Here is a 12810-nt window from a genome sequence, read left to right as displayed (position 1 = left end):
CCGGCGCCGAAAGGGGCGCCGGGGTGGTCAGTTCTTATTGAACTTTCGCTTTTTTGATCATGTCTTCCTGGTACGCCTGCAGTTTTTTCTGCTGCAGCGCTTCCGAGATCTGTGGCTTGACTTCTTCCAGGGTAGGCAGTTTTGCCGGGCGCGTGTCGTCGAGCTTGATCACGTGGAAACCGTTAGGCGTTTGCACCGGGGTGTCCGTGAACTGGCCCTTTTGCAGTTTCACAAAGGCGTCCGAGAACACTGGCGGGAAGGACGAAGGCGCTGCCCAGTCCAGGTCGCCGCCATTGCCAGCCGAGCCGGCATCTTTCGATTGCTTGGCCAGGTCTTCGAACTTGGCGCCGCCCTTGAGCTTGGTGATAATATCTTTCGCTTCGGCTTCGGTGCCCACCAGGATATGGCGCACATGGTATTCCTTGTCGCCGGTCTGCTTGACGAAACGATCATACTCAGCCTTGATGTCGGCGTCGCTGACCGGATTCTTTTTCAGGTAGTCGCCTACCAGGGCGTTGATGACGATGGCCTGGCGTGCGTTCTCGATTTGCAATTTGACGGCTGCGTCTTTACCGAAACCCTTGCTTTCCGCTTCCTGCATCAGCACTTCACGGCCGATCAGGTCTTTTTTGATCGCTTCGCGCAGTTGCGGCGAATCCGGCTGCTGGCCTTGGGCGACGACTTGCTTGACGACTGCATCAACGCGCGACGTTGGGATAGCCTTGCCATTTACAACGGCAACATTTTGCGCAAAAACAGGTACAGCGGCTACGGCGAGTAGTGCGATCAGCAAGCGGGCTGGCTTAAAAGTCATTATTAAATCCTGTTAGGGAAAGTTTCGTAAAAAACGCATCAAAATTTTTGTGTTTATCGCGTTTGCTGCAGCGTGATGCCGGATTGCCGGCCTACGCCAAAAACGCCTTCAGCGTCATGCTTCCGAAGGCGCCAATGCGACAATAGCCAATGCATGTATCTCATTATGCATCATATCGTGCACGGAATCATACACCAGACGATGGCGCATGACGAGCCTGAGCCCTTCAAATTTGCTGGAAATGATGCGCACATTATAGTGGCCTCCGCCGGAGGCGGCGCCAGCATGGCCGCGGTGGCTGGCCGAGTCGTCTTCCAACACGCATTCCACAGGGGAAAGCGCCGCTTCCAGGCGGGCGCGCATGCGTTCCATGCGCGTGGCCGGCGAGGTATCCGTGGCGGTATTGAGTTCAGTCATCATGCTTCTTCCTTGATATGTTTGGACAGGAACAGGGTCTGCGCGACGATGAAGGCAAAGAAAATGCCGGTGGCGCCAAACGCCTTGAAGCTGACCCAGGCCGCCATGTCGCCCTTGTACAGCACGAAGGCGACGAACAGGTTGAGCGCGCCCAGGAAGCCGAAGAAGATGATCCACGCAGCCAGCAGCTGGTTCCACACGGCGTCAGGCAACTGCACCTGCGCTTCCATGGTCTTGCGGATCAGGTTTTTCCTGAAGCCCAAGTGGGCAACCAGCAGGGCCAGGCCGGACAGCCAGTAAATCAGGGTCGGCTTCCATTTGAGGAAGAAGTCGTCGTGCAGATAAATGCTGGCGCCGCCGAACACCACGAAGATGAACAGCGACAGCCACAGCATGCCGTCGACCTTGCGCCTGCGCAGCAGCAGATAGCTGACCTGGCAGGCGGTGGCAACGATGCCGACCAGGGTCGCCAATACCCAAGGCGCCTGTTCGGGCTGTATCACGCCGCCGGAAACAATGCCGGACAAATACTGCTGCACGAAGTCGTGCGTCGCCGTTTCATACATGCCGCCGAGTTTGAAGGCGGTAAAGAAGGCGATCAGCGGAAAGAGGTCGAAGAGAAATTTCATTGCAAGACTTTACTATGGTCAACTAAAAAGCAGCTTAGGAATGGCTTAGGCCATTCCCATGCGCGTATTGCATCAGGGCTGTGGATCGAAGCGCAGCGAGGCGGAATTGATGCAGTAGCGCAGCCCTGTCGGTGGCGGACCATCCGGGAACACGTGACCCAGGTGGGCGTCGCAGACGGCGCAAATGATTTCGGTGCGCACCATGCCATGCGTACGGTCAACGATTTCCTTCACATTGGCCGGGTCGAGCGCCTGGAAATAGCTGGGCCAGCCGCAGCCCGAATCGAACTTGGTATCGGAGGCGAACAGCGGCGTGTTGCAGCAGACGCAGGTGTAGATGCCTTGCTCATGGTGGTCCCAGAACTTGCCGGTGAAAGCGCGTTCGGTGGCGGCATGGCGCGTTACCTGGTATTGCATGGTGTCGAGCATGGCGCGCCATTCGGCGTCGGTTTTTTGTACTTTATTGGTGCTCATGGTGACTCCTTAGGAAGAGCAGCTTACTTCAAGATGGCTGGCCCAGTCGGGCGGCAGGGCCGCATAGTGCTGGTGTTCGGCTTGTTCGTCAAATGGCTTTTGCAACACCGCCAGCAATTGCGCCACTTCCGAGTAGTCCTGCTGCTGCGCCTTGTCGATGGCGACCTGGGCCAGATAGTTGCGTAGCACGTATTTGGGGTTGACCTTGTCCATTGCAAGCTTGCGCGTGGCGTCAACGCTGTCTTCGAGCAGCAAACGAGCACGGTATTGCGTGGCCCAGGCATCGAATGCAGGCCGGTCGATAAACATGTCGCGCAGCAGCGTATCGTGCTGCGGCGCCGCCAGCTGCAGATTGCCCAGGGCGCGGAAGAAATTGGTGAAATCGACGTGATTGGCCTGCATCACGGCGAACATGGCGTCGAACAGATCGCTGTCGCCGGCTTGTTCCGTGCGCAGGCCGAGCTTGGCGCGCAGCAATTCATTCATTTTGGCTGCGAACGCCGGCTCGTAGCTGTCGAGCGCAGCTTGCGCCAGGGAAACTTCGCCGATCAGCGGCAGCAGGGCCTGGCCCAGCGCATAGCAGTTCCAGTGGCCTACCTGCGGCTGGTTCGCATAGGAATAGCGGCCCTGGCTGTCGGTATGGTTGCAGATGTGCCCGGCGTCGAACGCTTCCATAAAGCCGAACGGGCCATAGTCGAGCGTGAGGCCCAGGATAGACATATTGTCGGTGTTCATCACGCCATGCATGAAACCGACCGCCTGCCAGTGCGCGATCATGTGCGCCGTGCGCCGGCACACTTCGGCCAGCAGCGCCTGGTAGGGGTTGTCCTGCGCCTGCAATTGAGGATAAAAACTGTTGATGACATAGTCGGCGAGGATCTTCAGTTCCTCGGGTTTCTTGCGCGAGAACCAGTGTTCGAAGGAGCCAAAGCGGACAAAGCTGGGCGCCATGCGGGTCACCACGGCGGCCGTTTCCACCGTTTCGCGCATGATGCCTTGCTGCGAGCCGGTGATGGCCAGCGCGCGCGAAGTGGGAATGCCCAGCGCCGCCATCGCTTCCGAACAGAGGAATTCGCGGATCGACGAGCGCAGCACGGCGCGCCCGTCGCCCATGCGGGAATATGGCGTGGCACCGGCGCCTTTCAGCTGCAGTTCCATCGGGCCATCTGCGGTGGCGATATCGCCCAGCAGGATGGCGCGGCCGTCACCGAGCTGGCCGGCCCATACGCCAAACTGGTGGCCGGAATAGACGGCGGCCAGTGGCTGAGACTGCTCGGCGACGGCGTTGCCGCTCAGCAGTTCCACAAAGTCGGCATCGGCCAGGCGCGCAGGAGCTATCCCCACGAGGGCGGCTGCGGCGGCGCTGGCGGCGACAAAATACGGCGCCGGCAGCGGCGTTGGCATCAAACGCGTGTAGAACGCGGGCGGCAGGCCGGCAAAACCATTGTTCAGGGGGAGGGTCAGGGCGCTGATGGCAGTTCCAGTCATAATGAGCTTGCAAGCCCGGCCGAGGGCCGAAACCGCGATTTTACCGCAGCGCGTGGTTCCCTGCGGCGCGCGGCAAAACGTCAGCCCCGATTAGATGCTGCAGCGCAATATCGAAATGCGTTGACCGGAATAGCACGATCGGTCGAAACTGAAGTCAATTACTTAAAAACTAACTATCGAGGAGACACGATGTCGGTATTCCAGCTCAGTCCGGTGATGGGCCAGATGATGAATCAGCCCCTGATGATTTCCAGCATCATCGAGTTCGCCGCACGCCATCATGGTGCCAGCGAGATCGTCTCGCGCAGGGTGGAAGGTGATATGCACCGCTACACTTACCGCGACTGCCACCAGCGCGCGCGGCGCCTGGCCAATGCCCTGCATGGCCTCGGTGTCGGCATGGGCGACCGGGTCGCCACCCTGGCCTGGAACGGCTACCGCCACCTGGAAGCGTATTACGCCGTGTCCGGTTCGGGCGCGGTCTTGCACACGATTAATCCAAGGCTGTTTCCCGACCAGATCACCTATATCTCCAACCATGCCGAAGACCAGGTATTGCTGTTCGACCTGACGTTCTTGCCAGTAGTGGAAAAAATCGCCGCCGCCTGCACCTTTGTGCGCCACTTTGTGCTGATGTGCGACCGCGAGCGCATGCCGGCGTCCAGCAGCATCCCCGACCTGCTGTGCTATGAAGACCTGATCGCCAGCTACTCCGACCAGTACGAATGGCCGCTGTTCGACGAAAACGCTGCCGCCACCCTGTGCTATACCTCGGGCACTACCGGCAACCCCAAGGGCGCGCTGTATTCACACCGCTCGACAGTCTTGCACGCGTATGCCTCGGCCATGCCCAGTGGCTTGAACGTAAGCGCCTCGGATACGGTGTTGCCGGTGGTGCCGATGTTCCATGTGAACGCCTGGGGCCTGCCGTACTCCGTGCCTTTGTGCGGCGCGCGCATGGTGTTTCCCGGCGCGGCGCTCGACGGCAAGTCGCTGTACGAGCTGTTCGAAGCGGAAAAGGTGACGTTTTCGGCCGGCGTGCCGACTGTCTGGCTCGGTTTGCTCAACCATGTGCTGCAGAATAAACTGCGTTTTTCCACCTTCCGCCGTACCGTGATCGGCGGCGCGGCTTGCCCGCCGGCCATGATGGATACCCTGATCGACCAGTTTGGGGTGGAAGTGATCCACGCCTGGGGCATGACCGAAATGTCGCCACTGGGCACCACCGGCGGCTTGCTGGCCAGGCACCTGGATTTGTCCAGGGAAGCCCAGCGCAAGATCCTGCAAAAGCAGGGCCATGCGATCTATGGCGTGGACATGAAGATCGTCGACGACGAGGGCAAGGAACTGCCGTGGGACGGCAGCAGCTATGGCCATTTGATGGTGAAAGGGCCGTGGGTGATTGCCTCGTATTACAAGGAAGAGGGTGGCGACGTGCTGCAGGATGGCTGGTTTCCCACCGGCGACGTGGCCACGATTGATGCCGACGGCTATATGCAGATTACCGACCGCAGCAAGGACGTGATTAAGTCGGGCGGCGAATGGATCGGCACCATCGACCTGGAAAACCTGGCCATGGCCCACCCGGCCGTGCTGCAGGCAGCCTGTATCGGCCTGTTCCACCCTAAATGGGACGAGCGCCCGGTGCTGGTGGTGGTGCAGCGCCCCGGCATGACGGTCTCGCGCGCCGAGTTGTTGCAGTTCTTCGACGGCAAGATCGCAAAATGGTGGACCCCGGACGACGTGCTGTTTGTCGACGCACTGCCGATGGGGGCTACCGGCAAGATCCAGAAGAACAAGCTGCGCGAGCAGTTCAAGGGGCATCAGCTCGGTTAATGCCCCTTATGCAGCCTGGGGCAGGCTCTGCCCCAGCTTGTCGAGCAAACGATCACAGCGAAACACACTCAGCGTCTGGCGCTGTTCGGCGCTGCCGATATCGATCATCTCTTCCATTTCACTGCGCAGGTCGTCATGGCTGCCGGTGCGGATCAGCTGGGGCGCCGAGAAGCGCTGGCTGTCGCAGATCGTCATGATGTTGTTGACGGCGTCGACCAGGAAGCCGTAGCGTTCCTGGCCCCGTTCGATGATGAGGATCTTGGCACTGCTTTCGTCGGCCAGCGGCGCCATGCCATACAACTGGCGCAGGTCGACAATGCTGATCATTTGCTGGCGCAAATTGAGGATGCCGCGCATGAAGGAAGGCTGGCCCGGCGGACGGGTAATGGCGCCGCCGGCGTCGATGATTTCGCGCACCTGCCTGATTTCGACGGCAAACGGGGTCTCTACCATAAAAGTGATATAGACCTGGCGCTGGGCCTGGCGCGTGGCGGCGGCTTCTTCACTGGCCGGATACAGTCGCGCATGGCCCTGCTGCATCTCGACGATCTCTGCCTGCGACAGGATTTCACGATGGTCGAGCACGATGATGTCGCCGACGTTTTCCCTGGAAAGGCAACCGGCGAACATGGCGGCGCGCGCCTTGCTCAACAGCGGTATCGGCAGCACTTCGTCGGCAAAATAATGGATGATGCTGTCGACCGAGTCGACCAGGAAGCCGACCGTGGCCTTATCAAGTCGCACCACGATCACGCGCTGGTCGATAGCCGCGGCTTTGTCAGTGGCCGGCACGCGCAGCAAGGCGGAAAAATCGACTACCGCCACTTGGCTGCCGCGAAAATGCATGCGGCCCAGGCACAACTCGCTGTTAAGCAGGGAACTTTGCAGCTCCGGCACGCTGATGATTTCCTGGATCGCCGCCATATTGAAGGCAAAGGCAGAGCCGGCCGCATGGAAGCTGACGCACTGGCGCCGTTCGCCCTGGGCTTGCAGGCGCGCGTTGTGCTTGCCATTCGATGCCTGGCGGGCCAGTACCTGCGGCACGTTTTCAATGCGGATCAGCGCATGCGGATCGAGTATCTGCAGCAGCCGTGCACCATCGTCCTGCAAGATGGTGCCGGCGATGACGGCGTGCGTGTCGCCAGCGGCATAGTGCAGCGTCGAGCGCTGGGCCGGCTGCACGCGCATGATTTCGCCCGTCTCCTGGAACACGATGCCGATCAGCACTTGCTGGAAGTCGAGAATGGCAACCTTGTCGGTAGCGGTGGCAGCCGGTGCGCCAGGCCGGAACAGCCGGCCCAGGTTGACCACCGGAATGACGTTACCGCGCAGGGTGAACATCCCTTCCAGGTAGGCCGGTGACAGCGGCAGTACGGTCATTTTTGCCGGGTAATTGACTACTTCGCGGATACAGCTGGCCGGCAGGGCGAACTCGTCACCACCGAGGTGGAAGGAGCCGAACAGCTCCGCGCCTGCGCCCTCATGCGTGTCCATGTACGCCTCCCAGATACGGATTGGTGGCGTGGCCGGGCCGATTTGCCGTCGGCGCCACCTCGGTCACGGCAAAGCTGTGGCGCGCGCAGTCGATCAACAACTGGCGCCCGTGCTGCCCGCCCAGGGCGCAGAAGCCGACCTGCAGACCGCAGCGATCGAGGTATTTTTGAGCTGCGGCCATGTTTTGCTTGCCTACCTGCAAGCGGCTGTTGCAGTTGCCAAACATATTGGCGCCACCGGCCAGCACCACTTCGATATCGCCGTAGTCGGCCATGCACGCACCCATCAGTCGCAGCAGCGATGGCACAGCCTGGCTGACATAGCGTGCACCGAGGCTGGCATCTGGTCCTGGCGCTTCGGGCAGCAGGCAATGGGCCAGGCCGCAGCGATCGCCTTTTTTCCAGATAAAGCCGATACCGATGCAAGAACCCAGCAAGGCCTGTAGCTGATCATCATGCGCACCCACGCTCAGTTGTCCCATGCCCACCTGTTTGCGCGGCGTATCCCGGATATCGCTGCTCGTCATCTTATGCCTCGCCTGTCTTGTAGATCATCGGAAACTCGAATTGATAGCTGGTGCCGAGCCGGGCGATGGTTTCCGATTCGCCCAGGATCAGCCGGCCGTCGACTTTCAAGCTGTGGCGCGCCTGGCGCAACACCTTTTCCTGGTGTTCGGCATCGAAATAAATCAGCACATTGCGCAGGAACACCGCGTCGAACTGCTGGGCCGGGCGCAGGGGTTCGAGCAGGTTGTGCAGCGCAAAACTGACGTGCTGGCGCAGCGCATCGTTGATCTGCACGCCGTATGGGGAGGCCGTAAAATATTTGCGCAGCAAGTCCGGATGCGACAAGCGCAGGCGCTCGACCGAACGGCCGCTGTAATGGCCTGCGCGCGCTGCATTGAGTATCTGTTGCGAAATGTCGCTGGCGAAAATCTGGTAGCGAAAAGCCGGCTGCAACGCCTTGAACTGTTCGCACAGCATGGCGATCGAATACAGTTCTTCGCCGCTGGCGGCGGCTGCCGACCATACTTTCAGGCAGCCACCGGGATGCTGGCGCGCCCAGGCCGGCAGGTAGCGCTCGCTAAAATAGGTCCAGATTTGCGGCGTGCGGAAAAACAGGGTGTCGTTGGTGGTCACCAGGTCGATGAAATGGGCCACCTCCTCGCGGTCGCTGGCCACCTTGTCCAGGTAGGCCTGGTAGCTGTGCAGCGACAGCGCCTGCAGGCGCGGCTGCAGGCGCCGCTCGAGCAAGATGCTCTTGCGCGGCGTCATGGCAATGCCGGTATGCTCGCGCACCATGGCGATCAGGCTGGAGAGCACTTCCGGCGTCAGGGTGGCGGCGTGGTTCATCGTGTCGCCGGCTAGACCGTGAAACCGGAGACGGTCTGGTTAAGCTTGCCGGCGCGGTCATTCAGTGCGTCGGTGGAGCGGGCGATGCTGTCGACATTGGCGGCCGATTTTTCCGTTTCCTCGGCAATATACTGGATCGCCGTCGACACCTCGCGCGCCGTCAGCAGCTGTTCGTTGGCTGCCTTGGAAATATCGGAGATCGCAAGGGTGGTCTTGCCCACGCCCGTGACGATCTTGTCAAAGGCGTCGCTGGCCTGGCGCGAAATCTCGCTGCCGGTAGTGACCCGCTTGACCGACTCGTTGATCAGCTTGGAAATTTCCTTGGTTGCCTGCGAGGAACGCTCGGCCAGCTTGCGTACCTCGTCGGCCACCACCGAAAAGCCCAGGCCGTGCTCACCGGCGCGCGCCGCCTCGATGGCCGCGTTAAAGGCCAGCATATTGGTCTGGTTGGCAATCTCGCTGATCACCTTGACGATTTCGCCGATATCTTCCGAAGAGCGATTGATCAGATCCATCGCCTCGATCGATTTGGCCACAGCGCGCGCGCCTGCCTCGGCTTCCTGCTGTGTGGTGCGGGCCAGGAAGTCGGCGTTGGAGACGTTCTCGGCAATCGAGTTGATGGAAAAGGTCAGGCCGTCGATCGACGCGTTCATTTGTTCGACGGTGGCGCCCAGCGCCTGCGTGCCGACCGCCACGCCCGTGGCGCGCTCGGAAATTGCATGCGAGGAATCGGCAAAACCGCCGGCGGCGGCGACCACGTTGGCGATCACGCCGCGCAGGTCGACGATCATTTTGCCGATGCCGCCGGCCAGCAGGTCGATAGCTTCATTGCCTTCCTGCACGATATTGCAGGTCAGGTCGCCTTGCGCCGCGCGCGCCACCGATTCAAGCAATACCTTGACCTTGCGGCTTTCATCGTCCGACTTGTCGTGAATGCTTGTTTCAAGCCTGATCTGCTCGGTGATGTCGATGGCGAATTTCACCACCTTGCAGGGTTTGCCATTGAGGTCGAGGATGGGATTGTAGGTGGCCTGTATCCACACCACCTTGCCATTGCTGCCGATGCGCTTGTAGCGGCCACAGTCAAATTCGCCGCGATTGAGTTTTTGCCAGAATTTTTTATAGTCGAGACTGTTGGCATAATCCGCTTCGCAAAACATGCGGTGGTGCTCGCCCCTGATATCGCCCAGTTCATAAGCCATCAAGTCGAGGAAATTGGCATTGGCGTCCAGCACATTGCCATGCATGTCGAATTCCACCACGGCTTGCGCCTTGGTGATGGCGCTGACCTTGCTTTCATATTCCGCGTTGCGCATCTTGACGGCAGTGACGTCGGTGGCAAACTTGACGACTTTATAAGGTTTTCCATCGGCGTCGAACACCGGGTTGTAGGAAGCGCTGATCCAGACTTCGCGGCCATTCTTGGCGATGCGCTTGTAATCGGACTGGTCGAACTCACCGCGCGCCAGCCTGGCCCAGAATTCGCGGTATTGCGGCGTCTTCACATACTCGGGGTCGCACAGCATGGCGTGATGCTTGCCCTGTACTTCGGCCAGGCCATAGCCGACCACCTTGAGGAAATTGTCGTTGGCGTGCAGGATGGTACCGTCGAGCTCGAATTCGATCACGGCCTGCACGCGGTTGATGGCGGTGTAGGTCGCTTGTAGGTCCAGATCCCGGGACTGGGTGACATGACTGGCTGCGTCCATAATATTTCCTTCAATTCGAGTCGGCGTATATAAAAGGGGATTTTTTTATCGGGCTACTTGTTACATTGCGTGATAATTGGTGAGAATGTCGCAGTCATTGATGTTTTTGATTGAATATGTTTCGACTGATGTACGACATTTTCTAGAGTGTTGATTTTTATCAATAATTTTATTATTCCTCAGTCAATATGGAAAAACAAGCGACAAATTTAAATAGCGCGGAAAGTGTCGTTATTGCTTATTTTTCTGATGAAAACACTGTATTGGCATTATTAAGTGCCTGTTTTATATATTGTTTTTGTAATACTGTTGCGAATATCACGTTGATAGTCAAAAACGGTGGCTGAGCTTGCCGCGCACACCGCCGACGGAGGTGATCCTGTACCATGGCGCCAGACATCGCTCGGCAGGAAAAAATAATACGAGCGTTCGTTTCTGCGGTATAGTAAAGCGGCAATGCTTGCCCTATCCAAGACACCCACACCAACAAGGAAGAGACAATGAGCGCCGAGTATCAAGTCAATGGCTCCGTAGCCGTGATCACCCTCGCCAATCCGCCGGTCAATGGACTGGGCCTGGCTACCCGTACAGCAGCCGTGGCCGGCATCAGGCAGGCGCTGGCCGACGACGCCATCAAGGCCATCGTGATTACCGGTGCCGGTAAAGCCTTTTCGGGCGGCGCCGATATCAAGGAATTCAATTCGCCCAAGGCCCTCACCGAGCCGACCTTGCATACCCTGATCAATGTGGTGGAACAGTCGACCAAGCCGGTGGTGGCCGCCATCCATAGCGTCTGCATGGGCGGCGGGCTGGAGCTGGCGCTGGGCTGCAATTACCGGGTTGCCGCGCCGGGCGCGCAGATGGCTTTGCCGGAGGTCAAGCTGGGCATCTTGCCGGGTGCCGGCGGCACGCAGCGGCTGCCGCGCGTGCTGGGTCTGGAAATGGCGCTCAACATGATTGTTTCCGGCACGCCGGTGGCGTCCGAAAAACTGGCCGGCACGGCGCTGTTCGATGAAGTGACCGCGCCCGGCGCCGACCTGCTGGCGGCCGCCGTGGCCTTTGCCGGCAAGGTGGCCGACGTGCGTCCGCTGCCGACAGTGCGCGAGCGAAAGGTCGATTACCCGAATCACGAAGCGTTCCTGCAGTTCTCGCGCAATACCGTGCAAGCGATGGCGGGCCCGTTCCCGGCGCCGTTGAAGTGCGTGGAAGCGGTGGCTGCCGCGGTGACCATGAAATTCGACGATGGCCTGAAATTCGAGCGCGAACTGTTCATGCAACTGGTGCAGTCGCCTGTATCGAAAGCACTGCGCCATGCCTTCTTTGCCGAGCGCGTCGCCAGCAAGGTGCCGGACGTGCCGGCCGATACCCCCGTGCGCGCGATCGCCTCGGCAGCGATTGTGGGTGCCGGTACCATGGGCGGCGGCATCGCCATGAATTTCGCCAACGCCGGCATCCCCGTCAAGCTGCTGGAAACGAAACAGGAAGCGCTGGACAAGGGCCTGGCGACGATCCGCAAGAATTACGAAAACACTGTCAGGAAGGGCAAGCTGACGCAGGAAAAAGCCGAGCAGCGTATGGCGCTCGTCAGCGGTACCCTGAATTACGCCGACATCGCGCAGGCAGATATCGTGGTTGAAGCCGTGTTTGAAGAGATGGGCGTCAAGGAAGCGGTGTTCAGGCAGCTGGACGCCGTCATGAAGCCGGGCGCCATCCTGGCGTCGAATACGTCGACCCTGGACCTGGACCAGATCGCCAGTTTTACCGGCCGCCCGCAAGACGTGATCGGCACGCATTTCTTCAGCCCGGCCAATGTGATGAAGCTGCTGGAAATCGTGCGCGGCCGGGAAACTGGCAAGGACGTGCTGGCCAGTGCGCTGGCGCTGTCGAAGAAATTGAAAAAAACCGGCGTGGTGTCAGGTGTGTGCGACGGCTTTATCGGCAACCGCATGATAGAACAGTACAGCCGCCAGGCTGGCTTCCTGCTCGAAGAAGGCTGTTTGCCGGCACAGGTAGACAAGGCGGTCGAACATTTCGGCTTTGCCATGGGCCCGTTCCGCATGGGCGATTTGGCAGGCAATGATATCGGCTGGGCCATCCGCAAGCGACGCTATGTGCAAAAGCCGGACGTAACGTACTCGAAGACGGCCGACCTGCTGTGCGAAATGGGTCGCTACGGCCAGAAGACGGGCGCCGGCTGGTATGACTACAAGGCGGGCGACCGGAAGGCTTACCCATCGGAACAGGTCAACGCCATGATAGTGCAGCACTCGCAGGACATCGGCGTGGAGCGGCGCAAGATCAGCGACCAGGAAATCGTCGAACGGCTGGTCTATGCCCTGGTCAACGAAGGTGCACGCATCCTGGAAGAGGGCATCGCCCTGCGCGCCTCCGATATCGACATGGTCTACCTGACCGGCTACGGCTTCCCCTTGTTCCGTGGCGGGCCGATGTTCCATGCCGATACGGTAGGCCTGCCGAATGTACTTGATGCGATGGCCGGCTATGCCCAGGGGCGCCATGGCGAGGCTTGGACGCCGGCGCCGCTGCTGGTCAGGCTGGCTGCAGAGGGCAGGGGTTTTAACTCCTGATAGACCCAG

At 59.8% G+C, this 12810-nt stretch carries 11 protein-coding genes; 2 read left to right on the top strand and 9 right to left on the bottom strand.

The annotated features are described in order from the left end of the window. Positions 1-34 precede the first annotated feature (34 nt). The 5 genes from ACQ4WM_RS14945 to ACQ4WM_RS14925 all read right to left on the bottom strand — a co-directional run bounded on the left by ACQ4WM_RS14945 (position 35) and on the right by ACQ4WM_RS14925 (position 3822). Positions 35-814, bottom strand: coding sequence for a peptidylprolyl isomerase (locus ACQ4WM_RS14945; protein ID WP_436547464.1), 780 nt, complete (start codon positions 812-814; stop codon positions 35-37). Between the two features lie 114 nt (positions 815-928). Then, a complete protein-coding gene (locus tag ACQ4WM_RS14940; protein ID WP_436547463.1) occupies positions 929-1234 on the bottom strand; it encodes a BolA family protein in 306 nt (101 codons plus the stop codon). Then, positions 1231-1860, bottom strand: a complete 630-nt coding sequence (locus ACQ4WM_RS14935; protein WP_436547462.1) for a septation protein A — start codon at positions 1858-1860, stop codon at positions 1231-1233. The genes ACQ4WM_RS14940 and ACQ4WM_RS14935 overlap by 4 nt, the downstream gene beginning before the upstream one ends. Positions 1861-1932: 72 nt before the next feature. Continuing rightward, on the bottom strand, positions 1933-2334 hold the full coding sequence (msrB, locus tag ACQ4WM_RS14930) for a peptide-methionine (R)-S-oxide reductase MsrB (protein WP_436547461.1): 402 nt from the start codon (positions 2332-2334) through the stop codon (positions 1933-1935). 9 nt (positions 2335-2343) lie between these two features. Further along, positions 2344-3822, bottom strand: a complete 1479-nt coding sequence (locus tag ACQ4WM_RS14925; protein ID WP_436547460.1) for a protein adenylyltransferase SelO — start codon at positions 3820-3822, stop codon at positions 2344-2346. A 189-nt stretch (positions 3823-4011) separates the two neighbouring features. On the opposite strand from ACQ4WM_RS14925, the gene ACQ4WM_RS14920 reads away from it, so the two are divergent. Beyond that, positions 4012-5658, top strand: a complete 1647-nt coding sequence (locus ACQ4WM_RS14920; RefSeq protein ID WP_436547459.1) for a 3-(methylthio)propionyl-CoA ligase — start codon at positions 4012-4014, stop codon at positions 5656-5658. A gap of 6 nt (positions 5659-5664) precedes the next feature. Here ACQ4WM_RS14920 and ACQ4WM_RS14915 read toward each other — a convergent pair whose 3' ends face one another. The 4 genes from ACQ4WM_RS14915 to ACQ4WM_RS14900 are packed head-to-tail and all read right to left on the bottom strand — an operon-like array spanning position 5665 to position 10213. After that, on the bottom strand, positions 5665-7152 hold the full coding sequence (locus ACQ4WM_RS14915) for a chemotaxis protein CheW (protein WP_436547458.1): 1488 nt from the start codon (positions 7150-7152) through the stop codon (positions 5665-5667). Then, positions 7139-7678, bottom strand: a complete 540-nt coding sequence (locus ACQ4WM_RS14910; protein ID WP_436547457.1) for a chemotaxis protein CheD — start codon at positions 7676-7678, stop codon at positions 7139-7141. Before ACQ4WM_RS14910 ends, ACQ4WM_RS14915 begins: the two co-directional genes overlap by 14 nt. A 1-nt stretch (position 7679) precedes the next feature. Beyond that, on the bottom strand, positions 7680-8504 hold the full coding sequence (locus tag ACQ4WM_RS14905; RefSeq protein ID WP_436547456.1) for a CheR family methyltransferase: 825 nt from the start codon (positions 8502-8504) through the stop codon (positions 7680-7682). Positions 8505-8515: 11 nt separating this feature from the next. Next, positions 8516-10213 carry a methyl-accepting chemotaxis protein gene (locus tag ACQ4WM_RS14900; RefSeq protein WP_436547455.1) on the bottom strand — a complete coding sequence of 566 codons (1698 nt, stop codon included), beginning with the start codon at positions 10211-10213 and terminating at the stop codon, positions 8516-8518. Between the two features lie 500 nt (positions 10214-10713). Between ACQ4WM_RS14900 and ACQ4WM_RS14895 the strand changes: the two genes are divergently transcribed. After that, positions 10714-12801, top strand: a complete 2088-nt coding sequence (locus tag ACQ4WM_RS14895) for a 3-hydroxyacyl-CoA dehydrogenase NAD-binding domain-containing protein (protein WP_436547454.1) — start codon at positions 10714-10716, stop codon at positions 12799-12801. Positions 12802-12810: the final 9 nt, after the last annotated feature.

The sequence above is a fragment of the Janthinobacterium longum genome (assembly GCF_051380735.1).
Taxonomy (GTDB): Bacteria; Pseudomonadota; Gammaproteobacteria; order Burkholderiales; family Burkholderiaceae_D; genus Janthinobacterium.
Note: the sequence above shows the minus strand (reverse complement) of the source record. Positions and strands in the feature narration are given on the sequence as shown.

Excerpts from the sequence above, each read along its gene's own strand:
- ACQ4WM_RS14915 (WP_436547458.1), bottom strand. The coding sequence starts at position 7,152 with ATGGACACGCATGAGGGCGCAGGCGCGGAGCTGTTCGGCTCCTTCCAC.
- ACQ4WM_RS14920 (WP_436547459.1), top strand. The coding sequence starts at position 4,012 with ATGTCGGTATTCCAGCTCAGTCCGGTGATGGGCCAGATGATGAATCAG.
- msrB (WP_436547461.1), bottom strand. The coding sequence starts at position 2,334 with ATGAGCACCAATAAAGTACAAAAAACCGACGCCGAATGGCGCGCCATG.
- ACQ4WM_RS14945 (WP_436547464.1), bottom strand. The coding sequence starts at position 814 with ATGACTTTTAAGCCAGCCCGCTTGCTGATCGCACTACTCGCCGTAGCC.
- ACQ4WM_RS14905 (WP_436547456.1), bottom strand. The coding sequence starts at position 8,504 with ATGAACCACGCCGCCACCCTGACGCCGGAAGTGCTCTCCAGCCTGATC.
- ACQ4WM_RS14925 (WP_436547460.1), bottom strand. The coding sequence starts at position 3,822 with ATGACTGGAACTGCCATCAGCGCCCTGACCCTCCCCCTGAACAATGGT.
- ACQ4WM_RS14900 (WP_436547455.1), bottom strand. The coding sequence starts at position 10,213 with ATGGACGCAGCCAGTCATGTCACCCAGTCCCGGGATCTGGACCTACAA.
- ACQ4WM_RS14910 (WP_436547457.1), bottom strand. The coding sequence starts at position 7,678 with ATGACGAGCAGCGATATCCGGGATACGCCGCGCAAACAGGTGGGCATG.
- ACQ4WM_RS14940 (WP_436547463.1), bottom strand. The coding sequence starts at position 1,234 with ATGATGACTGAACTCAATACCGCCACGGATACCTCGCCGGCCACGCGC.
- ACQ4WM_RS14935 (WP_436547462.1), bottom strand. The coding sequence starts at position 1,860 with ATGAAATTTCTCTTCGACCTCTTTCCGCTGATCGCCTTCTTTACCGCC.
- ACQ4WM_RS14895 (WP_436547454.1), top strand. The coding sequence starts at position 10,714 with ATGAGCGCCGAGTATCAAGTCAATGGCTCCGTAGCCGTGATCACCCTC.